General features: G+C 49.9%; 25 protein-coding genes. 14 read left to right on the top strand and 11 right to left on the bottom strand.

All coding sequences use genetic code 11. The features are described 5' to 3' along the window. Positions 1-416: 416 nt before the first annotated feature. The 9 genes from Q8O77_RS01965 to Q8O77_RS01925 all read left to right on the top strand — a co-directional run bounded on the left by Q8O77_RS01965 (position 417) and on the right by Q8O77_RS01925 (position 6,193). Positions 417-884 (top strand): hypothetical protein, encoded by a 468-nt coding sequence (locus Q8O77_RS01965; protein ID WP_305551120.1) that lies wholly within the window; start codon positions 417-419, stop codon positions 882-884. A gap of 386 nt (positions 885-1,270) precedes the next feature. Further along, complete coding sequence (locus Q8O77_RS01960; protein WP_305551119.1) at positions 1,271-1,669, top strand: lysozyme inhibitor LprI family protein; 399 nt, start codon at positions 1,271-1,273, stop codon at positions 1,667-1,669. A gap of 19 nt (positions 1,670-1,688) precedes the next feature. Continuing rightward, complete coding sequence (locus tag Q8O77_RS01955) at positions 1,689-2,297, top strand: CHAP domain-containing protein (protein ID WP_305551118.1); 609 nt, start codon at positions 1,689-1,691, stop codon at positions 2,295-2,297. Between the two features lie 26 nt (positions 2,298-2,323). Then, complete coding sequence (locus Q8O77_RS01950) at positions 2,324-2,695, top strand: hypothetical protein (protein ID WP_305551117.1); 372 nt, start codon at positions 2,324-2,326, stop codon at positions 2,693-2,695. A gap of 38 nt (positions 2,696-2,733) precedes the next feature. Then, positions 2,734-3,429, top strand: a complete 696-nt coding sequence (locus Q8O77_RS01945) for a DUF3592 domain-containing protein (RefSeq protein ID WP_305551116.1) — start codon at positions 2,734-2,736, stop codon at positions 3,427-3,429. Positions 3,430-3,442: 13 nt separating this feature from the next. Beyond that, entirely contained in the window at positions 3,443-3,958 is a 516-nt protein-coding gene (locus Q8O77_RS01940; RefSeq protein WP_305551114.1) for a hypothetical protein, read from the top strand. A 145-nt stretch (positions 3,959-4,103) separates the two neighbouring features. Beyond that, positions 4,104-5,039, top strand: a complete 936-nt coding sequence (locus tag Q8O77_RS01935) for a hypothetical protein (protein WP_305551112.1) — start codon at positions 4,104-4,106, stop codon at positions 5,037-5,039. 219 nt (positions 5,040-5,258) lie between these two features. Next, positions 5,259-5,612 carry a VOC family protein gene (locus Q8O77_RS01930; RefSeq protein WP_305551109.1) on the top strand — a complete coding sequence of 118 codons (354 nt, stop codon included), beginning with the start codon at positions 5,259-5,261 and terminating at the stop codon, positions 5,610-5,612. Positions 5,613-5,677: 65 nt separating this feature from the next. Continuing rightward, the gene (locus tag Q8O77_RS01925; RefSeq protein ID WP_305551107.1) at positions 5,678-6,193 is read left to right on the top strand and encodes a GNAT family N-acetyltransferase; all 516 of its coding nucleotides are present in this window, start codon (positions 5,678-5,680) and stop codon (positions 6,191-6,193) included. A gap of 13 nt (positions 6,194-6,206) precedes the next feature. On the opposite strand, the gene Q8O77_RS01920 is transcribed toward Q8O77_RS01925, so the two are convergent. From Q8O77_RS01920 to folM, 8 genes are all read right to left on the bottom strand, one after another. After that, a complete protein-coding gene (locus tag Q8O77_RS01920; RefSeq protein ID WP_305551105.1) occupies positions 6,207-7,028 on the bottom strand; it encodes an alpha/beta fold hydrolase in 822 nt (273 codons plus the stop codon). A gap of 176 nt (positions 7,029-7,204) precedes the next feature. Continuing rightward, on the bottom strand, positions 7,205-7,741 hold the full coding sequence (locus tag Q8O77_RS01915) for a phosphatase PAP2 family protein (protein WP_305551103.1): 537 nt from the start codon (positions 7,739-7,741) through the stop codon (positions 7,205-7,207). Between the two features lie 54 nt (positions 7,742-7,795). After that, positions 7,796-8,689 (bottom strand): hypothetical protein, encoded by an 894-nt coding sequence (locus tag Q8O77_RS01910; RefSeq protein ID WP_305551101.1) that lies wholly within the window; start codon positions 8,687-8,689, stop codon positions 7,796-7,798. Between the two features lie 10 nt (positions 8,690-8,699). Next, positions 8,700-9,464: a hypothetical protein gene (locus Q8O77_RS01905; RefSeq protein ID WP_305551099.1), complete on the bottom strand. Its 765-nt coding sequence runs from the start codon at positions 9,462-9,464 to the stop codon at positions 8,700-8,702. Then, entirely contained in the window at positions 9,464-10,045 is a 582-nt protein-coding gene (locus Q8O77_RS01900; RefSeq protein WP_305551097.1) for a hypothetical protein, read from the bottom strand. The genes Q8O77_RS01905 and Q8O77_RS01900 overlap by 1 nt, the downstream gene beginning before the upstream one ends. Positions 10,046-10,069: 24 nt before the next feature. Next, entirely contained in the window at positions 10,070-10,354 is a 285-nt protein-coding gene (locus Q8O77_RS01895; protein WP_305551095.1) for a DnaJ domain-containing protein, read from the bottom strand. Between the two features lie 118 nt (positions 10,355-10,472). Next, positions 10,473-11,579 (bottom strand): esterase-like activity of phytase family protein, encoded by a 1,107-nt coding sequence (locus Q8O77_RS01890; protein WP_305551094.1) that lies wholly within the window; start codon positions 11,577-11,579, stop codon positions 10,473-10,475. A gap of 80 nt (positions 11,580-11,659) precedes the next feature. Next, positions 11,660-12,397 (bottom strand): dihydromonapterin reductase, encoded by a 738-nt coding sequence (folM, locus tag Q8O77_RS01885; protein WP_305551093.1) that lies wholly within the window; start codon positions 12,395-12,397, stop codon positions 11,660-11,662. Between the two features lie 195 nt (positions 12,398-12,592). On the opposite strand from folM, the gene Q8O77_RS01880 reads away from it, so the two are divergent. Further along, positions 12,593-12,883: a high-potential iron-sulfur protein gene (locus Q8O77_RS01880; RefSeq protein ID WP_305551092.1), complete on the top strand. Its 291-nt coding sequence runs from the start codon at positions 12,593-12,595 to the stop codon at positions 12,881-12,883. A gap of 52 nt (positions 12,884-12,935) precedes the next feature. On the opposite strand, the gene Q8O77_RS01875 is transcribed toward Q8O77_RS01880, so the two are convergent. Next, a complete protein-coding gene (locus Q8O77_RS01875; protein WP_305551091.1) occupies positions 12,936-14,318 on the bottom strand; it encodes an L-serine ammonia-lyase in 1,383 nt (460 codons plus the stop codon). 236 nt (positions 14,319-14,554) lie between these two features. Between Q8O77_RS01875 and Q8O77_RS01870 the strand changes: the two genes are divergently transcribed. Continuing rightward, positions 14,555-14,803 carry a type II toxin-antitoxin system ParD family antitoxin gene (locus Q8O77_RS01870; RefSeq protein ID WP_371133431.1) on the top strand — a complete coding sequence of 83 codons (249 nt, stop codon included), beginning with the start codon at positions 14,555-14,557 and terminating at the stop codon, positions 14,801-14,803. Further along, positions 14,803-15,120, top strand: coding sequence for a type II toxin-antitoxin system RelE/ParE family toxin (locus tag Q8O77_RS01865; protein ID WP_305551089.1), 318 nt, complete (start codon positions 14,803-14,805; stop codon positions 15,118-15,120). Before Q8O77_RS01870 ends, Q8O77_RS01865 begins: the two co-directional genes overlap by 1 nt. Positions 15,121-15,123: 3 nt before the next feature. On the opposite strand, the gene Q8O77_RS01860 is transcribed toward Q8O77_RS01865, so the two are convergent. Together Q8O77_RS01860 and pabB are read right to left on the bottom strand one after the other, a co-directional pair. Continuing rightward, the gene (locus Q8O77_RS01860) at positions 15,124-15,684 is read right to left on the bottom strand and encodes a CoA pyrophosphatase (RefSeq protein ID WP_305551088.1); all 561 of its coding nucleotides are present in this window, start codon (positions 15,682-15,684) and stop codon (positions 15,124-15,126) included. A 2-nt stretch (positions 15,685-15,686) separates the two neighbouring features. After that, positions 15,687-17,066 carry an aminodeoxychorismate synthase component I gene (gene pabB, locus Q8O77_RS01855; protein ID WP_305551087.1) on the bottom strand — a complete coding sequence of 460 codons (1,380 nt, stop codon included), beginning with the start codon at positions 17,064-17,066 and terminating at the stop codon, positions 15,687-15,689. 100 nt (positions 17,067-17,166) lie between these two features. On the opposite strand from pabB, the gene Q8O77_RS01850 reads away from it, so the two are divergent. Together Q8O77_RS01850 and Q8O77_RS01845 are read left to right on the top strand one after the other, a co-directional pair. Continuing rightward, positions 17,167-18,687, top strand: coding sequence for a fumarate hydratase (locus Q8O77_RS01850; protein ID WP_305551086.1), 1,521 nt, complete (start codon positions 17,167-17,169; stop codon positions 18,685-18,687). 77 nt (positions 18,688-18,764) lie between these two features. After that, entirely contained in the window at positions 18,765-20,786 is a 2,022-nt protein-coding gene (locus tag Q8O77_RS01845) for a S9 family peptidase (protein ID WP_305551085.1), read from the top strand. Positions 20,787-20,946: the final 160 nt, after the last annotated feature.

Raw genomic sequence — 20,946 nt, 5'->3', positions numbered from 1 at the left:
TTTTCCGCCCGTGTGCTTTGCGTTAGCTCCTCGGGGTGCGATTGAACTACATATTTTTTATTAGCTTTGCTGCGGTCCTGATGTTAGGGATAAGCGCTGTATCCAAAGCAGAAGAACTGAAAAATGAAATTGGTTATGAGGGCAGTACAATGAGCCTGTACTATTTGGTGCAAAACTCTCTTCTGCCTCATAACGAGTTTCCAATAAACTTAAAAAGCGTTTATGCAAAAAAACTTTATGGTAACTGTATCAACCGAATAAGACTGGGTGTTGTGATAATCGTTATCAACACTTTGCTAGGACTCATCTTTGAATAATAGAGTTAACAAGCGCCTTAAACATCGCGGCCTGCGGCCGCTGGACTCGCAACAAGTTGCTCGCCGTTTAGGCGTGCGTTAGACGAACAAGGAACTATTGTGAAAAAGGTAATTTCATTTCTTTTGCTTTCTCTCTTTTCAGTTTTTTCAAACGCGAACACCGTACTCTCTGAAGAACAGCTAAAGGACTTAACGCAACAATTTATCGCTGCAAAAAATGCTCGCCAGCAACCAGATTCTACGGCAGCAGACGTTGAGCATTTCCTCTCGTTTTTGGCTGACGAGTTTCTGGATGAACACGTAAAGTTTAATGTGATATTTTCCAGCAAAGAGGAGTTGCGAGAGGGCATGTTGGCGAAATTAGAAGACAGGATGTTTTTCAGCAATATAGATATTCTGGAAATGATGACCGGCCGCAACGTTACCTTTGTAAAATTCAAAGAGCACGCCAAAGGGCAACCAGGTCACATGGATAAACCTATTGAGTACACTGCCATTAATATCATGTCTTTAGAATTCAACGAAACTGGCAAAATTAAACATATAAGACTCCACCATGGGCTGTAATTGTTCGTCTAACAAACGCAGTCACAAACGGCCACTGCGTGGCCTTGACCTCAACGAAACTTCCCCGCACTATTTGCCTGGAAGTAGGCTGCAAAACGGCACCCTGGCGCTACTTATTACTACCGGTATTTTGCAAAACTCCGCCATGTCGATAGCACCCGGTGTCTACAGTTTATTGATGTTCGCCAGCGCGTCATTGTTTGCGCTGTGGGTCTTACACAGCACTCAGGGTTAAAATATAAACAAGTTGCTGCTACATAAATTTATACAACATAAAAATACTTGATTTACATTCTGCCGACAGAATAGACTCTTGCTCCGGCGCAGATTGAGGCTGAACGCAGCCAGCTGTTTCTGCTCAACTTGTTAAGTATTCAGGGATATTTATGCTGTTACGCCCGCTGTTAGTTTTATTGCTACTGTTTTCTGTTAATAGCTATGCAGAAGCCACCCCGACCATTGATTGCACGACAGCGTACTCTGCACAGGAAGTGGAGCACTGTGCGCTTATTGCGCTGGATAAAACCGAAGCTCTGCTAAACGCAAGTTACCACAAGTTGGCAGAACAACTGACGCAGCCTGACACTGAGCAGGATAACTACACAGAGTACAGAAAAAAGCTGTTAACCGCGCAGCGTGCCTGGATCAAGTTCAGAGATGCCGATTGCGACACGCAGTACGCTATGCATGGCTCAGCCCCTATTGGTAAAGCGATGTATTTTACTTGTCAGCAACAACGGGCAGAGCAAAGAATTAAGCAGTTGGATAACTATGTGCCGTACTAACCAAAGATGAGAAGTAGTTGTGAATAAAACAATAAAGTGGCTGCTTGCTGTGTCTGTTGTTACTGCGGTTGTGTTTGGCGCCTATCAGCTTATTACCCGGATGCCATTGGGTAGCAGTATTGCGCCGGGTACGCAAATTGATGAATTAAACGGCGTGGGTATTTTCTATAACGGCGGGGTAAACCAGTCTTATGGCAGAAATTTAACCGCTACCGGCTATAACCTTGGCCTCAGGTACCAGTGCGTTGAGTTTATTAAGCGCTATTACTATGAGCGGTTCGGCCATCAAATGCCGGATTCTTATGGCCATGCCAGAACGTTCTTTGACCGAACCCTGCCTGATGGTGGCTGGAATAAGCAGCGCGCTTTGCTGCAATACCGCAACGGCGGTGTAACTATGCCGGCGCCGGATGACATTATTGTCTATGCTCCGTCGCTGTTTAACCCCTATGGCCATGTAGCCATTATTGCAGAGGTGAATCCGTATGCTGTGGTGATAGCGCAGCAAAATGCCGGGCCCGTTTACTCCTCCAGAGAAGCCATACCGCTTGTGCAGCAAGGTAGCGGCTACCGGGTGGATAACAGCCGTGTGCTGGGTTGGTTGCGTTTGCCGGTGCCGGCTGATTAAGTGTAAAACTGTAAGGAAGACTAACTATGTATAACTCAGCCAGATTTTTGCTGTTGTTTGTGTTGCTGAATGTGTGCAGCGGTGGTTTATACGCCGAAACCGGTAGCTTTAACCCGGATGCCACCTTGGTGTATCGCGATATGGTGGGCGGCCCTTATTTTGATGAATGGTATCTTGATGGTGACCTGGTTAGCGGGGCCAACCTTAGTTTACTGCGCGAAGGTAAATCCGGCAGTTTAACCATGCCGGTGGCAATAACATGCGGGTCAGGCGTGTTAACTGTCACTGGTGACGGCATAGTGTTTGGCCATATGGCGATCTCTGCAGCCGAAGCACAAGACTATCTTACGGCTGATATTGTTGCTGCCGTTATTGATAAAGTCTGCACACACCGTTAACCGCGGGTAATAATACAAAGTACATCTTGGGATAAGACATGAAAGCAATTGCAATTGTTAAATATTTATTTACCTTAGTTGGCTTCGCTATGCTGGCCGGGGCTTTTTTTATCTACAACAGCACCAGCGCATTTTTAAAAGACGCCGTAACGGCAGAGGGTATTGTGGTTGAGCTGTTAGCGTCACGTTCTGATAATTCCATTACTTACCGGCCCTTAGTTGAGTTTACTGCCCAAAACGGCCGGGTAATTGAATTTGCACCAACTACCGGCAGTAATCCGGCGCGCTATGCCGAAGGCGAGCAGGTAGAGGTGCTGTACCAGAGCGCAAGGCCCTCAGATGCCAAAATTAATGATTTCTTTTCCTTGTGGGGCGCTGCGCTTATTTTAGCGGCTATGGGCGCGGTATTTTTTCTGGCAGGTGGCGGTATTATCTTGTTTATCGCTTTAAAAGGCCGCCAGGATGAAATACTGAAAACCAGTGGCGTGGCAATAGAAACCCGCTACCAAAGCGTTGAGCAGAACACGGCGTTATCCGTTAATGGCAAACACCCGTTTCGGGTGTTAACGCAGTGGCAAAACCCCGCCACGTCTGATATTCACATCTTCAAGAGTAATAATCTGTGGTTTGATCCTTCAGCTTTTATCGACAAAGAGACAATCAGAGTATTTATTGCACAGGGTAATCCTGATAAATACTATGTCGATTTATCGTTTCTGCCTAAATTGAAATAGGAAACAATACAATATGTTTCGTGTTGTTAGTCTGTTTTTGCTGCTGCTAAGCCATGCGTCTGCAGCTGATCAGCCCTTATACCTGTGCCAGCCGGATGAGCAACTTATTTTCGGTTGTGAAATAGAACACAAGCTGCTGTCTGTATGCGCGTCTGCAGATGTCAGTAACACAAGTGGCTATGTACAATACCGTTTTGGTAAACCCGGTAAGATCGAACTGACTTATCCGGCGGCAAAAGTAGCGCCGCAGGGCAAGTTTTTCCTGGCCAGCGCCGGATTCTCCGGCGGCGGAGCAAATATCATTCGCTTTAACAATTCCGGTTATGAATACCTGGTTTTTGACCGCATGCGAAGAACCAATTTCACACCGGGCGAGCCGCACGATGCTGAGTTTCATGCCGGCATTGTTACCCGTCGTTACGGCAAAATCACCTCAACCCGGTTGTGTGACAATAACGATGCCAGTGTCCGTGCAGTCGCGTTTGAAGTGTTGGAAACAGAAGAGTTTGATTATAGTGTTCTCCCCTGACAGGCACTGGCATGTATTTTGTTAAGCGTTCAGCATTGATATTAAATGTTGCAAATTTGGTGCGGTGCAGGGCCGATAAGTTGTCTGTGCCCCTTGTATTGCAAAAACTGCAACGAAACAAACTGAACCGATAAGGCTAATTAAGATGAGCCAGCGATTTACCGTTGTGATACCCGACATAATAGCCATTATTGCCGGGACCATATTACTGGCTGGTTGCACTGCCCTGGCAACGGTGGGTAAGGCAACAATGGAGGTGCCCGCTACCCTTGGCAGTATTAGCAGCCATGTGCGGGCAAAGCGCAATATTATCGATAAACAGGATTTATCCGCTGCTATCGGTTATCTGGCGGGAGAACGTTACACCTTCCGGCAGCATGTATATGCCGGTGATACTAATTGGTGGACGATTAATTGGGCTGCCAGCACCATAGTGATTAAAGCGCATGCCGAAGGCAAAGCAGTACCGCAAGAGGTGCTGTATCGTGCTTACCGGATTAAAACCGTCAGTTATGATTTGGCCGAAAGTGGCTATTATCTGGATTTATTGCGGCAGAAGCAGCTGGCCGACTATGGTGAGAACAGCCCGCAGGTTCTGCTGGCCAGCCTTGATCCTAAACGGTTGTTACTGGAATACCTGCGTATCGGTGGTTACATTGACTATACCCTGGAAACCGATCTGGATATTTATGCGCTACTGACGTTGCAGGAAAATGACTACCGCGACTACGGGCTGGATGTTCCTCTGTTGCTTAGCTTTCCTTTACGAATGCAACCAGGTGAGCGGGAAGCTTTTTTCCGCTTGATTAAGTTTCCGTTACCTGAAAGCCAATGGCATGATGCGGCTGCCGTACAGCAAGTTATGCTAACCCCCTGGTACCTGGTTGAATTGAGTCGTAGCTACCGGTTGCTGTCCGTAGAGCAGGAGTCGCTGCTTTGGGCGCTACGTAGGGAAGTTTCAGATTTACACAATGAAACCAGCTTGTGCGTTGGCCGGCATCATGGCTTTAAGTTAACGCCCATGCCTTATCTGGCAATTGAATTGGTTACTCCGCCACAATGCCTGCAGAACCAAACTTAGTCTTTATCTGTCAGTGTGGTGTTTGCTGTAAGTGGTGCTTTCTCAGCTTACTATACAAAAGGTAAACATTTATCATGGCTGGCTTTTTTTCGTAGTGAGTGCATTAACACTGGCAAGTGCGTTTAATGGCTGATAATTAGCGGCACAAGCAGCGCTGCAATGATACAAACCGCGAGTGTCGCCAGAACGCATTTTAATTTCAATCTTTAAGGGGATTTCATGAACGGCCCGGCAAAACATGGTGCTTTAGTTTATTCAAACGACATAAAAAATCTGGCCGGATTTTACACCGCGCTTTTTGCGATGGACGTGATCCGCGAGACAACTGAGCTGATTAGCCTTGTTAAAGATGGTTTTAACATTGTTATTCATACGCCACCGATAACGATGCCACCGCCGGATTTTAATAGCGTAAAACTGTTTTTAACCGTTGATAATATTGAAGAAGCAAAGCTAAAAGCAATAGAGCTGGGTGGCCGGTCATTTGAAGGATTATGGTCTAATCCGCTATTTACCGTGTGTAATATCGCAGACTCAGATGGTAACCATATCCAATTACGCCAGTTCAGGTAATGGCCAGGTTGGTTAAGCTGGCACATAGCTGATGTTAGCCAAAACACTAAAGGGAAAATCCGTTGATGAACATCGAAACCAACCGCTTAATGTTAAGCCCGCTACAACAACAGCACTGGCCGCTGTTTCTGCGCTTACATACCGAGCAGCAAATAGTAGCGCTGTGCTTTGATGTACCGCCGGAAGATATGATAAGACAGAAGTTTGCCGCGCGGCTTAAGCCCTGGACACCGGACAGCAACAACTGGCTTGGGCTGGTGGTGGCTGATAAGGTTACCGGCGCAGAGTTGGGCGTTACCGGCTTTATGCTACAAGACGGCGTTGCTGAAGTTGGCTATCTGTTTTTACCCGAATTTTATGGCAAGGGTTATGCGGCGGAATCTCTGCAAGGGCTGATTAATTGGGCAACGGACACACAGCAGATAAACCGTTACCAGGCAGTGGTGACAGAAGGCAATGCCGCATCAGAGAAGGTGTTAACCAAATGCGGCTTTGCGCTTAAGCAAATTGCAGCCAACGCACATAATATTGGCGGCAAGTATTTTGCTGACCATATTTACCAACTGCAGTTGCAGCGCTAAGCCTGTTTAGCCATTACCGGCGGATAAACGCCAGGATATCTTTGGTCAGCTTGTCTTTGTCGGTGACAAATAAACCGTGAGGTGCTTTTGGGTATTCAATGAGGGTTGCCTGGCTGATGCCCTCAGCCGCCAGCCTGGCCGAGGCGTCAATCGGCACGGTCTTGTCTTCAGTGCCATGAATGATCAGCGTGGGCACTTTAAAGTAGGCCAAATCAGCGCGAAAGTCGGTAGTGGAAAACGCCTTCAGGCACTCCAGTGTCGCCCTGATACTGCCTTGCATGGCAACGGCAGCCATATGCCTGAGCAGTTCGTCACTGACGTTATTACCCGGCGTACCTGCACCGAAAAAAGTATTAAAAAAGTCGGTAAAAAATGCCGCGCGGTCTTTATTAATCGCACCGGCTGTTTTATCGAAAGCTTCCTGCTCCGTCCCTGCCGGGTTGTCGTCGGTTTTCAGCCGAAACGGCACCACAGATGAAATCAGCGCTGCTTTTACTACCGATTTAGCGTTATGGCGCGACATATAGCGGGCCACTTCACCGCCACCCATGGAAAAGCCGATAATAATAGCGTTTGGGGCGTCCGCATAGGCGATAACCGCGGCAAGGTCGTCACTTAAGCTGTCGTAGTCGTAACCACTCCACGGTTGTGACGAGCGGCCAAAACCGCGCCTGTCGTAGCTAATGGCACGATAACCGGCTGCGGCAATCGCCATAGCTTGCTCATCCCAGGAGTCGGCAGACAGTGGCCAGCCATGTATCAATATAACCGGCTGGCCTTCACCCCAGTCTTTGACATAAAGTTTGGTGTTATCTTTGCAGCTGATAAAGTGCATAGTGCTATTCCTTTTGGCGTGGATAAAACGCGGCACCGGCAACCAGGTTCAGCAGATAACAGGGTTCAGCCGGTGTGTGTGAAGGAATAGTAGCGGGACGCAACTTTAGGATCTGTGCGCCAGCGCACAGATCTCAACACTGATTAAGCCGCGGCCGTGGGGGAGTACGGCCGGTTTTACCAGTTTGCGCTTAACTGCAAACCTACGCCGTTTAAGCTCGCGGTTGGGGTAATTTGCACACCATAAAACGGTTCGGCGAACCAATAGCCGGCGGCGATGCCGATCAGCGCGCCGGCCAATACGTCGCGGCTGTCGTGATGATCATTCTTTACCCGGCTGTAGCCGACATAGCTTGCCAGAGCGTACGCCGGAGCGCCGTGTTGCCAGCCGTAACGGCGCTGCATAAAGGCAGCACCCTGAAACGCCATGGAGGTATGGCCGGAGGGGAAGGCATCGTTGTCTGAGCCGTCGGGGCGGTTTTTATCAATTGCTGTTTTTAGCGCCAGGGTCGTAGCAACAGTGGCGGTAAAGCTGTAGTAGAACTGTGTGCTGCTCTCGTCATCGTCAAAATACCTGGTCATGCCCCAGGCTGCAGCGGGCAGGGCAACGCGTAATACGTCAGCGGCGGCGTCCTCTGTGTTGGCTGCAGCATGGTGCAGCGGTAACAGCCATAGCAGCATGGCTACCGCCAGCGGGTAAATACGTTTGGTCATATTTTCGTCCATCGTTGCAGCTTGCAGCTTACAGCTCCGGCTTATAGTTCCAGCTTATAGTTCAAGGTATTGCGGCCAGCCGAGTAGCGGATTAGTTAAGCCTTGCTTGCCTTCAAAGGCGTCGAGCTTCTCCGGTGAGGCATCCTGTGCTGCCAGCGCCTGATAGTCTTTAGCAAAGGCTAAGGTACGCAGCAGCGCCGGAATAAAATGCTGGCCTAAATCGTTACGGATAGCATCGGCATTGGCCTCAGGTAGTTCGGCCAGAGTGGCTTCGGTTTGCAGTTGAAAAAAGGTGTCGTTAAACCAGTGCGGTTGCAGGGCAATAGTGCGGATACGCTTTTTTAAATCCTGGCGTACTTTATCGCCGCCGGTAAGGGCACGGTATAACACTATTTCAGCCAACACTTCTTCTAAGCTGAAATGCTCAAACTCATCAAAGTGTGTGCGGGCGTAAAACTGCTGTTGTAACAGCTGCATAGACTGGCTGCGGCGGTGATCTTTCAGCGCTTGCTGATAGTGCGCCCAGCCGCTCCATTCTTCGGCATCAGGCGGGCTGGCAATACTTTGCAGCAGTTGCTCTTCCACATCGCCGTATAAAGAGTTCTTACCGGTTTTTTTGCTGACAGTGCTCAGCATATTCCAGCCTTTTTGAAACGGCTTTACCACGCCCTCCGGCGCCAGCAGCAGGCTTAAAGCACGCTCAGCGTCGTTGTCGCTAAGCTCCAGCAGGCCTAAGCTGACTACGCCGATAATGTCGTGTGCGGCTTGTTCCAGCAGGTGCATTTTGTACTTGTTGTAAAACTTATCGGCAAATTTCAGGCTCATCAGCACGGCTTTGCTTTTAATCTGTTGCAGCTCAGCAGGGCTGAGTTTGTCGTCGGCCAGTGCCTTATGCAGCACCTGAGTTAAAAACGGGCCAAAACTGCCATCGCGTAGCATTAACTGCATGAGTTATTCCTTAGTCGAGAAAACTGAACATATCGTCCACTTCGGCGTATTCATCCGTGGCCTGGTTTTTCTCTTTTGCCTGCATTACCAACTCGGTGGCAAATTTGCTGATAATGCCTTCCCAGCCGGAGTTTTCGTTGCGGATAAGCGCTTTAATGGCTTGCTCTACCTGCGGCGTTAACTGGCGGATCAGCGCCAACAGGCTGCGTGGGTCGTCAAAGCCCAGGCCATGGGCGTCTTCTGTCAGTTGCCGCTCGGTGTAGGCCAGGGCTTCTTCCAGGTCTTCTTCCTCTTCGTGCAGGGTGTCGGCGTAGAAGTCTTCATCGGCAAATTGTTCGCCGCGGTAGATTTCAATAAACGGAATGGACAAATAAAACAGCCCGGCAGGGTCTTCTGCCACGCATTCTAAAATAGCAGCTTGTTTGTCTTCACTGTCCTGGGTGCGGATCAAATAGGTTAAAAAGTCGAAGGTGTGTTGCTTAAGTTCTTCGGCGTTATTCTTAATTTTCTCTTCCCAGTACAATGGCTGCTGGCAAACGATATCGCGAATGCGCTCCGGGCTCATCAGCTCAGAGATAATCGACGGGAAGGAGATATCGTGCTCGCTGTTAATCTGGGTCAGCGTAACAATGTCTATTTGCTCAATCACTTCTACCAGTTGCTCGTCGCTCATGGTATTGGCAATCAGCTCAAATTTTTTGCTGGCTTGTTTTGGCTCTACTACAGCCAGTTGTTTAATTTCGGCAACGGCTATCTCAATTAAATTAGTACTCATTAAGGCTTCTCTCCGTTAAAACGAATGTCGTCGTACTGGTCGTCGTAACCTTCTTCGTCGCTGTCATCATCATTGTCGTAGTCGTCGCTGTCATAATGATGGCTGTCGCTGTCGGCATCGTCGTGCTCTGCGTCGTTGTACGCCGGGTCTTCGTTATAGGTTTCGCTGCCGTTACGGCGTTTGGCGACAATTTTACCGCCTTCCAGTAAAAACAGTACGGCACAGGCTTCGATCAACTGCGCTTCATTGTGGGCACGAATGGCTTTTACCAGTTCAACATCGGCGTTGTTAAACGCCACTGAGGTTTTAAATTGATCCCATGTGGGAGCGGTGGCACTGCTCAGCCACTGCTGCCATTGCAATTTCGCTGCCGGGGTAAATTTTACCCGGCCGTATAACGCCATAGGCAGGTATTCCGGTACCGAGTCGAGCATGTCCGGACTGGCCAGTAAAATGGCTTTCATCTTGGCGGTAAATTGCTCCAGTGCCCTGGGGGTATCGGGGTCCATATAGGACTCGATATTTTCCAGTGCATCGGTTTGCAGGGCGCGGATGCGCGCCATATTCAGTTTGTTTGCCATAAGCTGTTGACGACCCTGATAGGTTTAAGAGTAGTACTGATCCCACAACTCCTGCATAGCAGCAGCGGGGTCGGTAACAATGACATTGTTAAAATCTTTAATAAAAGCGGCTTTTTGCTTTGGATCTGATAATAGCTCATAAGCGGCTTTTACCCGTTGCAACTGTGCTGCAGCCTGGTCTTTTTCATCGTCAGTCAGGCCGTGCAGCTTATCCGGGTGATACTTATTGGCTAAGCGCTTATAGGCTTTTTTAATATCGTCATCGCTGGCATTGGTTTTTACGCCAAGTACGCGAAAGTGGTTAATCATAAGTAGTCCCGTAAATACTAAGAGGAGTTGTGCCGGCCTGCTGCGCCGTTACGAGGGCGGCAAACAGCAGGCAATAATAGCAGATAGCGCACAGTACTTCACCTGGTGGCGCAGTAACTTAGTTAAGCTGTTGAATAAACCAGCGTGGGTCTGCCGGCAGGCTAAACAACAGCGGCGCAAACTTGTTAAAGTGTGCGGCATTGGCCGGGCACTGAATATTATCCGGATAATGTTTTTTCCACGCATCGTTAACTAAATATACCGTGTCGCCGTGCACGGCGACGCCTTCAATGGCGGTTTGTACCATTTTCTCATAGGCGGGGCAGGCGCTGTTGGCCGGTGTGGGTGCGTAATAGGCTATTTTTTGTACAAATGGCGCTTGCTGTTGGCTTAAATCAATGATCCACAATTGGTCATCATTGCGCGCGGCTGCCACTAAGTAACCGGTGTGGCCGGCTTTTTTGCCGGCTAAATAATCCAGGCCGTTAATCGGGTGGTCTTTGTTATCCGGCACCGGCAGCACAAAACCGCTGTCCTGCACCTTAACGTAGCCATCTTGCTGCCAAAACGCTTTGTTGTAGGGCGTTTTAAAAATCATCGGCGCATTGGCGGCATTTTGCTCCAACGCTAAGTACAAGTTCCCGCTGTTATCAATTGCCAGGCCCTCAATGCCGTCGTTTGGTGCATTGCCAACCTGCGCAGTTTCGGGAAACTGCACCGGCCGCACTGCGGTAATTTCGGCGCGGCTGAGCGTGCTGTCGGTTTCAATTTTTACCAACAAGGTGGGGAAGTCGGTAGAGTGAGTGGTGCCGTACTTTGCTTTGCAATCTGCACTTAGCTGCACAAAGGATGAGTCTTCGGTAACGCTGATAAACACCGTATCGTCTGCTCTATCCCAGGTCAGGGATTCAAAATCAGGGTACTTGCTAAACAGTTCGCCAAAACAGCCGTTTAGTACCGACTCTGATACCGTAATATTAAGCGGCGCTGCATTAAGTTTTGCCGTGTGCGGGTTTATCCGCAGCAGTTTATTGCGCATCGGCTCTGCGGCGCTGTTATCACCTAAATGAATCAACTCATCATGGCGCCAGGTAAAACCGGAGCTTTGCGGATCGGTTAAGGTTTGGCCGTGTAAATCGGTGATCCATTTACCGGCTACCGGTTGCTCTGTGGCACCGATGCCGGCGGCGAAGCATAAACTGACTAAGTACAGGCTGGCTTTCATAGATGTTCTTCATGGTCTGTAATTAAACGTATTTTGCCAGCCGCAGATGACAAATTAAACCCTGATCCGTTTAGCGTCGGTTAGGGCAGGTTTAACCGCCGCCCGCCGTCCAACGCTATCACTTTACCGGTTATATAGTTGCTGTTTAGCAGATACTGCACGGTGTTGCTCATTTCCTCTGCGCCCGGCTCACATTGCAACAAGGACTTTTTCAGTGCTGCGGTGCGGTAGCTTGCGTCATCGTGCTCATTAAACAGCAGCAGCGCCGGGGCAATAGCATTGACTTTAACTTTGGGGGCCAGCGCGCGGGCAAAGCTGTAGGTTAAATTTTCCAGCGCCGCTTTAGAGGCGGCGTACGCCATATGTTTGCTACTGCCGACGCTGGCGACAAAATCGGTTAAATGAATAATGTCACTTACGCCGTCGTGGGCCTGCAATAAAGGCGTAAAGGCGCGGTTTAGCATATAGGGAGCCCTGGCATGCACTGCCTGCATAGCATCGTACACCGCCGCATCTGCGGCAAGTGCATCGGTGCTTGCGTCGTTTAGCGGTGCATCCTTTTTCCAGTCGGAAGCGTTGTGGATCAGTGCTCTTAAGCTGCGGTGTTGTTGTTTGATCTGAGCAATAAAACCGGCCAATTGGGCCGGATCCGTCACATCCAGTTGTATACATTGCACACCGGCATCACGCAGTTGCGCCAGGCCGGGCTTTTCGCTGCGCCAGGTGGCAATAACCTGATAACCGGCTTGTTGCAGCGCCAAAGCACAATGCAAGCCAAGACGTTGTGCAGCGCCAGTGATAATAATGTTGTTGCTCATCAAAGAATCCTATGTACTAAGCTTATAAACTGATTGCTGTAACCGATACGTGACGTTGGCGCTTTGGTTTGGTTTTTTCTGTTTTGCAGCAAACTAAACCGGCGACGGCCTAACGCAGTAGTACTAAGCGATAGCTAAAAACAATAACAGCAACATTAAGTGCAGATGTGTAATGACAAGATCAGAGGAAAAATTATGACAACCAGCAGAAGACGTTTTTTAAAACTATCGGCCGGCGGCGTAGTGGGCTTAAGCATGGGGGGCATTAGCTTAAAGGCTTTTGCCAACGAGCAACTGGACCCGGAAAACCCGCAAGCCAAGGCGCTGCAATATGTGCATAAGTCAGCCAAAGACGGGCAAAACTGTGCCAACTGCGCCCTTATTCAGGGCAGTGATGGCGAGCCGTGGCGGCCATGCGGCATTTTCCCGGGCAAACTGGTGAACAGTGAAGGTTGGTGCGCCGCCTGGGCGAAAAAGCCGGGGTAGTGTAAATGAATCAGGCCCGCTAAAGCGGGCCTGATTCATTAATTCAAGCTGCTTAACACTCGATAATATTGACTGCCAGACCACCACGTGAGGTTTCTTTGTACTTGGTCTGCATATCTTTACCGGTATCCCACATGGTTTTAATCACTTTATCCAGAGACACCTTGTGATCGCCGCTACCGCGCAGCGCCAGCCTTGAGGCGTTGATGGCTTTAATCGAGCCCATGGCATTGCGTTCAATACAGGGCACCTGTACCAAACCGCCAACCGGATCGCAGGTTAACCCCAGGTTGTGTTCCATACCAATTTCAGCGGCGTTTTCTACGTGCGACGGTGTACCGCCCTGAATTTCAGTTAGTGCGGCAGCAGCCATAGAGCAGGCCACACCCACTTCGCCCTGACAACCAACTTCAGCACCGGAAATAGAGGCGTTTTTCTTATACAAAATGCCGATAGCCGCTGCGGTTAACAGATATTGCACAGCGATATCAGGGGTTACCGGTTGAATAAATTTGTCGTAGTACATTAACACTGCCGGAATAATACCGGCGGCGCCGTTAGTGGGCGCAGTAACCACGCGGCCACCGGCGGCGTTCTCTTCATTAACGGCCAGCGCGAACAGGTTTACCCAGTCCATCACCTGCAGCGGATCGTTACTTTTTTCGGCCATCAGTTTTTTATACAGCGCCGGGGCGCGGCGTTTTACTTTTAACCCGCCCGGCAGTATGCCTTCGGTTTTAATACCACGCTCAATACAGGCGCGCATGGTTAACCAGATATTGTTCAGCTGGTCGGTAATCTGCGCCGGGCTGCGTAATACTTTTTCGTTTTCGAGCATTAAGCCGGCAATCGACAGGCCGTGTTCTTTGCAAAGCGCCAACAGCTCTGCGCCTGATTCAAACGGAAACGGTGGTGGGTTATCAGCAGCAAACTGGCTGGCGGCCTCTTTTTCCTTGGCAAAGTCTTCGGCTTTTACAATAAAGCCGCCGCCGATAGAGAAGTACACATCGCGAAGCACGATGTTTTTGTCTTTATCATAGGCAACTAACTCCATGCCGTTGGAGTGCTCTTTTAAGGTTTTACGCCGGTGAAACACGATAGCGCCTTCGCGCGGGAAATTTACGGGTTTTACTTTTGCCAGCCGGATTTGCTGCTCGTCACTTACTTGCTTTAACAAACCCGGCACCGCGTCGGGATCGACCGTTTCCGGCAGGTAGCCGGCTAAGCCTAAAATAACCGCTTTGCCGGTGCCGTGGCCAATGCCGGTTTGGCCCAGCGAGCCAAACAGTTCTACTTTAACGCCGGTAACACTGTCGAGCAGGTTATTGTTGGTTAAATCGTCGGTAAATTTTTTCGCCGCCCGCATCGGGCCTACAGTATGTGAGCTGGACGGGCCTATGCCGATGCTGAACATATCAAAAGCGCTGATAATCATAATTAATTCTGTTTGGTGGTTATCAAAGTTGCACCATTGTAGCCCAAGCAGCGCTGTTCTGTAAGTCGGTTGGTAACTGGTCGGTGCTTATTACAGATGAGAAAAACTAATGAGAGTTGGTTATGCGATTTGCAAATACAACCCCATGCGCTGCTCAGCATGCAAAAAGCCTCTTGCTTTGCGCTTTTGCACAAACTATATTCATAATTAACAATTATGAATATGTGAGGTGTATCGTGGCAACAACAAGTTTAAGCTTGGGCGAACACTGGGAAGTGTTTATTAAAAATGAAATTTCCAGCGGCCGCTACGGCTCAGCCAGTGAAGTAGTACGTGATGCTCTTCGAGCCATGGAGGAACGCAAGAGCAAACTTGAAGCCTTGCGAGCGCATTTATCTGAAGGCGCAAAGCAAGCCGGTAATGGCGACTTTGTTGATGACTTTAGTATGGATTCGCTTATTCACGATCTGGATGCCAGCACCTAATGGCGTATACACCGCCAAAAAACTACCGGGTAACCCCTCGTGCCAGAGATGACTTGATAAATATCGCGCGATATACCGAAATAACCTGGGGTAAGCAGCAGCGAAACCGCTATTTAAAAGCTTTAGAAAAGCGTTTCGAATGGCTTGGTGAAAACCCATTACTGGGTAAACATCGCACTGATATTCATCAGGGTTATTACAGTTTCCCTCAGGCGCAGCACGTAATCTTTTACCTGCCAGATATCGATGTTATCGATATTATTGGCGTGCTGTACAAAGAAATGGATGTTATCAGTTACTTTCAGGCAACGATATAACACTTAGGCTAACTGTACGCACAACCGGTGCAAAATAGCTGCAGTAGCACCCCAGATAAACTTATCCTGATACGGCATGGCATGCAGTTGTTGCACCTTACCGCGCAGCGGCAGGCTGAACTGATGGCGGTTTTCCTGCTGCAAAAAATGCGTTAACGGCACTTCAAAAATGCCGGCCACTTCATCGGCCTGCAAAATCCAGCCGGACTGTGGCTTAAGTAAACCCACCCAAGGTTCAATGGTAAAGCCGGTACTGGTGCTTTGCAGCGGCAGAGTGCCAAGTAGTTCAACCGCGGCAGGGGCTAAGCCGATTTCCTCGTGCGCTTCACGCAGCGCCGCAGTGTGGCTTTGTTCGCCCGGTTCAATGCGGCCGCCGGGAAAGCTGATTTGCCCCGGATGATGGCGCAAGTGCAGCGCGCGTTGGGTAAATAACACATGCAGCTTATTACCGTAATCAATCAGCGGCACTAACACGGCGGCTTGATGCTTGTCTGTGGCGGCTATCGCAGCGGCTGCAGCGGCCGTTTGCAGTAAAAAACGCTGGCGAAATTCTGCAGCAAGCACCCTTATCGCTCCTTAGCGGCCAGCACCGGCAGAATTTTATTCACTTTATCTAAGGTTTCCTGATACTCGCTGTCTGCTTCGGAGTCGGCCACTATACCGCCACCGGCCTGACAATGAATTTGACCTTCGCTGCAAATCAGCGTGCGGATAGCAATATTGGTATCCATATCACCGGTGCTGTTAATGTAACCAATAGCGCCGCAGTACACGGAACGGCGTTGTGGCTCCAGTTGCTCAATGATCTGCATTGCCCGCACCTTGGGCGCGCCGGTAATAGAGCCGCCAGGGAAGGCGCCGCGCAATAAATCACAGGCGCTGTACTGTGGTGCCAGGGTGCCGGTTACCGTGCTGACCAAATGATGCACCGCCGGAAAGCTTTCAATAGCAAATAATTGCGGCACGGCTACTGAGCCCGGCACACACACTTTGCCTAAATCGTTACGTAGTAAATCAACAATCATCACATTTTCGGCGCGATCTTTGGCAGAATTACGCAGGTTGTCGGCCTCAACTTCGTCAGTCAGCGGGCAAATGCCGCGCGGCCGCGTGCCTTTAATTGGTTTGGTTTCTACCTCATTATTGTGTAGCTGTAAAAAGCGCTCCGGTGAGATACTCAGCACCGCGCCTTGCGGCAAGCGGATAAAGGCAGAAAAGGGCGCAGCGTTTTTATCGCGCAATTGTAAATAGGCCTGCCATTCATCCCCCTGATACGACGCTGAAAAGCGCTGTGTCAGGTTAATTTGGTAGCAATCACCGCTTAGCAGATATTGCTGCACCTGATTAAACCGGGTTATGTAACCGGCCTTATCCATATTGGCTTGCCAGTTACCGTTTAAACTAAATGGTGCTGATTCCGCTAGCTTTTGTTGCAGCCTGGCGTGCAGTTTCTGCCAGTTGGCTTGCGCCTCGCCGCGATAATCGACATACCACAATTGCTTAAGTTGTTTATCGAGGATCAGCGCCCAAGGATAAAAGCCCACTGCCATATCAGGTAGGGCAATGTCGGCCTCGGCGGTAGCGGGCAGCTTTTCAATATAGCGGCCTAAATCGTAGCCAAAGTAGCCCAGGGCGCCGCCAATAAAGGGCAGGGCGCTGCTAACCGGCTGCGGGAAATAGCGCTTTAACGCACAGCTCAGCACGGTAAAGGGTTCTTCGTTGCAGATATGGGCGCCGTGCTCGTCGGTGAGTATGCTACAGCCGGCTTTGGCCTCTAAGGTGGCCAATGGCTCTGCTACTAAGATGTCGTAGCGGCTATTCACATGCGCTGGCGCAGCCGAGTCGAGCAGCATGGCCCAGGGTTGCTGCGCGAAATGGCTGAACAGTGCCAGCAAGTTATCCGGCGTGTTGCCATAAATTTCCGGTGGAATAAGGTACTGCTGCATGAATGGGGCTAGCCGCTGTTTCTGATGCGCGCTATCATACCAGCACCCGCTAAAATAGTTAAACATGGCGCTGCCAGAGGCGCCAGAGGACAGGTAAAACATGACGGTTATTCGCCAACAAGACTTTATCGACAGCATCGAAGATGCGCTGCAGTACATCTCTTATTATCACCCGCTGGATTTTATTAAAGCACTGGAAGTGGCCTACCATAAAGAGCAAAACCAGGCGGCGAAAGATGCCATAGCGCAAATTTTAATTAACTCGCGTATGTCGGCCGAAGGCCACCGGCCAATTTGTCAGGACACCGGTATCGTCACCTGCTTTGTTAAAATTGGTATGGACGTAAAGTGGGACAAAACCGATATGACGGTGCAGCAGATGGTGGATGAAGGTACCCGTCGTGCTTATTTAAACCCCGATAACCCGCTGCGTGCCTCTATCGTGGCCGACCCGGCAGGCAGCCGCAAAAACACCAAAGACAATACGCCATCAGTAGTGCACATTGACTTAGTTGCCGGCCATCATGTTGAAGTGATGATTGCCGCCAAAGGCGGTGGCTCGGAAAATAAAACCAAGATGGCGATGTTAAACCCATCTGATTCCATTGTGGATTGGGTACTGGAAACGCTGCCGAAAATGGGCGCCGGCTGGTGTCCGCCTGGCATGCTGGGCATAGGTATTGGTGGCACGGCCGAAAAAGCAGCCGTACTGGCCAAGGAAGCACTGATGGAACCGGTAGATATCCAGGACTTAATTGCCAAAGGCGCCGAAACCGCCGATGAAAAACTGCGCTTAGAGCTGTACGAAAAAGTGAATAAACTGGGTATTGGTGCCCAGGGCCTTGGCGGCTTAACAACGGTAGTAGATGTAAAAATTAACAGCGTGCCAACCCATGCCGCCAGTTTGCCGGTAGTGATGATCCCTAACTGTGCCGCTACGCGCCATGTGCATTTTCATTTAGATGGCACAGGCCCGGCCGATATTCAGCCGCCGAAACTGGAAGACTGGCCGCAGGTAACCTGGGAGCTGGGCGCCAATGTGCGCCGGGTAAACCTGGATACCGTGACGCCACAAGACGTATTAGAGTGGAAAGCCGGTGAAACCGTGCTGCTAAGCGGCAAAATGCTCACCGGCCGTGATGCGGCGCATAAACGCATTGCTGATATGCTAAATCGTGGCGAAGCGCTGCCCGATGGCGTCGATTTTAAAAACCGCTTTATTTACTATGTTGGCCCGGTAGATGCGGTGGGTGATGAAGTAGTAGGCCCGGCCGGCCCGACTACTGCCACGCGGATGGACAAATTTACCGATATGATGCTGTCGCAAACCGGTCTGCTTGGCATGATTGGTAAGTCAGAGCGTGGCGATAAAACCGTGGCCAGTATTAAGCAGCACAAAGCGGTGTACTTAATGGCAGTGGGCGGTGCGGCGTATCTGGTATCTAAAGCGATTAAAAAATCCCGTGTGGTGGCCTTTGCCGATTTGGGCATGGAAGCCATTTACGAGTTTGATGTGCAGGATATGCCGGTAACGGTAGCGGTAGATTCCAACGGCAATAACGTGCATCAACAAGGTCCGGCTATCTGGAAAGTAAATATTCAGCAAATGGACAAAGCATAATTGCTTTACCACTTGGGCTGTAGCATTGCTGCAGCCTAATTTTTTCAGCCTATAACAAAAAAATCCAGGGAATACGCATGAAAAAGACCTTACTCACTCTGGCACTGTTAGCAACAGGCAGTGCACTGGCCAAAGCGCCACTGACGGTAGAGCATTTAAACCAGTTTAATAAGCTGCACGATGTGGTGTTATCTAATGATGGCCGTTTTTTAGTTTATGGTCAGACTAACGGCGGTTTTAGCCCGGCTGATAGCGCCAGCGACTTGTACTTGATGGATTTATCTAACTTAAATAAAGTAACCCGCCTGACTCAAAGCGCAGGCCGGGAAAGCCAGCTACAGTGGGCAAATGATGGCCAGAGTATCTATTTTATTGCCAACCGCAGCGGTACTGAACAGGTATGGCAATTGCCGTTATACGGCGGTGAAGCGCTGCAAATCACGGATCTGCCCCTGCCGGTAGAGGGCTTTAAAGTCTCCTCTGATGGCAAACAAATTGCGCTGGCGCTGGCGGTAAAACCGGGCTGCCAGAACCTGCAATGTACGCTGGATGCCAAAGCTGCGGACGCGGCGAAAAAAGATACGGCTATGGCCTATGATCAGCTCATGGTGCGCCACTGGGACCATTGGTTAACGCCGTACCGCAACCATTTGCATATTGCAGAGCTTGGTAAGGGCGCGGTAAAAGATGCCGTTAACCTGATGAGCGAGTGGAATACCGATATCGCCGGTATCAGCCAGGTTGCCTTTACGCCGGACAATGCGCGCTTGGTGTTTAGCGCCAAGATCCCGGCGGCCGATCAGGCCTGGCATACTAATTACGATATCTTTATGGTGCCGGTAGCCGGTGGCGAGAAGCAAAATTTAACCGCGTCGAATCCTGCCTGGGATGCGCAGCCGTCGTTCTCAGCCGATGGCCGTTTTATGGCCTACAAAGCCATGAGTAAACCGCAGGCCGAAGCGGATAAGTTCAGCCTGATGTTACTGGATATGGTGACCGGGCAGCGTAAAGAGCTGGCGCCGGAATTTGATCGCTCAGTCAGCGATTATAAATTCGGCCCGGATAACCGTACTGTGTATGTCACTACTCAGGATGTCGGCCAGTACGCCATCTATGCTATTAACACCAGCTTTGGTGATGTGCGTAAAGTGTATGCTGATGGCACGGCAGGTGCGCTAAATGTGGCGGCAGATAAAATTGTCTTTACCAACCATAAACTGGATATGCCGCCGGAGGTGTTCCAGCTAAGCACCGACGGTGGCAGCTTAACGCAGCTGACTGATATTAACGCTGACTGGCGCGCTGAGGTGCAATTTGGTGACTACGAGCAATTCAGTTTTAAAGGCGCCAACGACGAGACTGTATATGGCTACTTAGTTAAGCCGTGGGATTTTGATGCGAAGAAAAAATACCCGCTGGCGTTTTTAGTACATGGCGGCCCGCAGGGCAGTTTCGGCAATATGTTTAACGAGCGCTGGAATGCGCAAATGTATGCCGCTAAAGGCTATGCGGTGGTGATGGTCGATTTTCATGGTTCTACCGGCTATGGTCAGGCCTTTACCGATTCTATCAGCCGCGACTGGGGCGGTAAGCCGCTGGAAGATTTAAAAAAGGGCTTTGAGTATATCGTTAAAGCCCAGCCATGGATTGACGGCGACCGCGCTTGTGCGCTGGGTGCATCGTACGGTGGTTATATGATGAACTGGATTGCCGGTAACTGGCCAGTCGGTTTTAAATGCCTGGTAAACCATGCCGGTTTGTATGATATGCCGTCATTTTACGGCAGCACTGAAGAGCTGTGGTTTCCGGAGTTTGATTTAGGCGGCCCGGTTTGGCAGGCTGAGTCGGATTATCAGAAATTTAACCCGGCAGCGCTGGCAGACAAATGGCAAACGCCGATGCTGGTTATTCATGGTTTAAAAGACTATCGCGTGCCTTATGCCCAGGGTTTAGGCGCCTTTACCAACCTGCAGCGCAAGGGTATCGATTCGCGTTTAGTCATTTTTCCGGATGAAAATCACTGGATCTTAAATAAAGATAACCGCGTGCGCTGGTACAACGAAGTGTTCCAGTGGCTGGATAAGTATACTAAGCCATAACACAGCGTGATGGTGAAAACCTGATAACGTAAAGAAGGCCGGCTTGTGCTAAACCAACCGTTGAAGGCATGGATGCCTGAATCGAGCCTACAGGGATGTATTCACGGCGTGTTGGTGTGTACAAGCCGGTCTTCTTTTTTACACACCTGAACGAGGAGAT

Origin of the sequence: Rheinheimera sp. (assembly GCF_030690345.1) — a bacterium.
Taxonomy (GTDB): Bacteria; Pseudomonadota; Gammaproteobacteria; order Enterobacterales; family Alteromonadaceae; genus Alishewanella.
This window is presented reverse-complemented; position numbering and strand designations above follow the sequence as displayed.

Excerpts from the sequence above, each read along its gene's own strand:
- Q8O77_RS01960 (WP_305551119.1), top strand. The coding sequence starts at position 1,271 with ATGCTGTTACGCCCGCTGTTAGTTTTATTGCTACTGTTTTCTGTTAAT.
- Q8O77_RS01950 (WP_305551117.1), top strand. The coding sequence starts at position 2,324 with ATGTATAACTCAGCCAGATTTTTGCTGTTGTTTGTGTTGCTGAATGTG.
- Q8O77_RS01945 (WP_305551116.1), top strand. The coding sequence starts at position 2,734 with ATGAAAGCAATTGCAATTGTTAAATATTTATTTACCTTAGTTGGCTTC.
- Q8O77_RS01940 (WP_305551114.1), top strand. The coding sequence starts at position 3,443 with ATGTTTCGTGTTGTTAGTCTGTTTTTGCTGCTGCTAAGCCATGCGTCT.
- Q8O77_RS01935 (WP_305551112.1), top strand. The coding sequence starts at position 4,104 with ATGAGCCAGCGATTTACCGTTGTGATACCCGACATAATAGCCATTATT.
- Q8O77_RS01930 (WP_305551109.1), top strand. The coding sequence starts at position 5,259 with ATGAACGGCCCGGCAAAACATGGTGCTTTAGTTTATTCAAACGACATA.
- Q8O77_RS01925 (WP_305551107.1), top strand. The coding sequence starts at position 5,678 with ATGAACATCGAAACCAACCGCTTAATGTTAAGCCCGCTACAACAACAG.
- Q8O77_RS01920 (WP_305551105.1), bottom strand. The coding sequence starts at position 7,028 with ATGCACTTTATCAGCTGCAAAGATAACACCAAACTTTATGTCAAAGAC.
- Q8O77_RS01915 (WP_305551103.1), bottom strand. The coding sequence starts at position 7,741 with ATGACCAAACGTATTTACCCGCTGGCGGTAGCCATGCTGCTATGGCTG.
- Q8O77_RS01910 (WP_305551101.1), bottom strand. The coding sequence starts at position 8,689 with ATGCAGTTAATGCTACGCGATGGCAGTTTTGGCCCGTTTTTAACTCAG.
- Q8O77_RS01905 (WP_305551099.1), bottom strand. The coding sequence starts at position 9,464 with ATGAGTACTAATTTAATTGAGATAGCCGTTGCCGAAATTAAACAACTG.
- Q8O77_RS01900 (WP_305551097.1), bottom strand. The coding sequence starts at position 10,045 with ATGGCAAACAAACTGAATATGGCGCGCATCCGCGCCCTGCAAACCGAT.
- Q8O77_RS01895 (WP_305551095.1), bottom strand. The coding sequence starts at position 10,354 with ATGATTAACCACTTTCGCGTACTTGGCGTAAAAACCAATGCCAGCGAT.
- Q8O77_RS01890 (WP_305551094.1), bottom strand. The coding sequence starts at position 11,579 with ATGAAAGCCAGCCTGTACTTAGTCAGTTTATGCTTCGCCGCCGGCATC.
- folM (WP_305551093.1), bottom strand. The coding sequence starts at position 12,397 with ATGAGCAACAACATTATTATCACTGGCGCTGCACAACGTCTTGGCTTG.
- Q8O77_RS01880 (WP_305551092.1), top strand. The coding sequence starts at position 12,593 with ATGACAACCAGCAGAAGACGTTTTTTAAAACTATCGGCCGGCGGCGTA.
- Q8O77_RS01875 (WP_305551091.1), bottom strand. The coding sequence starts at position 14,318 with ATGATTATCAGCGCTTTTGATATGTTCAGCATCGGCATAGGCCCGTCC.
- Q8O77_RS01865 (WP_305551089.1), top strand. The coding sequence starts at position 14,803 with ATGGCGTATACACCGCCAAAAAACTACCGGGTAACCCCTCGTGCCAGA.
- pabB (WP_305551087.1), bottom strand. The coding sequence starts at position 17,066 with ATGCAGCAGTACCTTATTCCACCGGAAATTTATGGCAACACGCCGGAT.
- Q8O77_RS01850 (WP_305551086.1), top strand. The coding sequence starts at position 17,167 with ATGACGGTTATTCGCCAACAAGACTTTATCGACAGCATCGAAGATGCG.
- Q8O77_RS01845 (WP_305551085.1), top strand. The coding sequence starts at position 18,765 with ATGAAAAAGACCTTACTCACTCTGGCACTGTTAGCAACAGGCAGTGCA.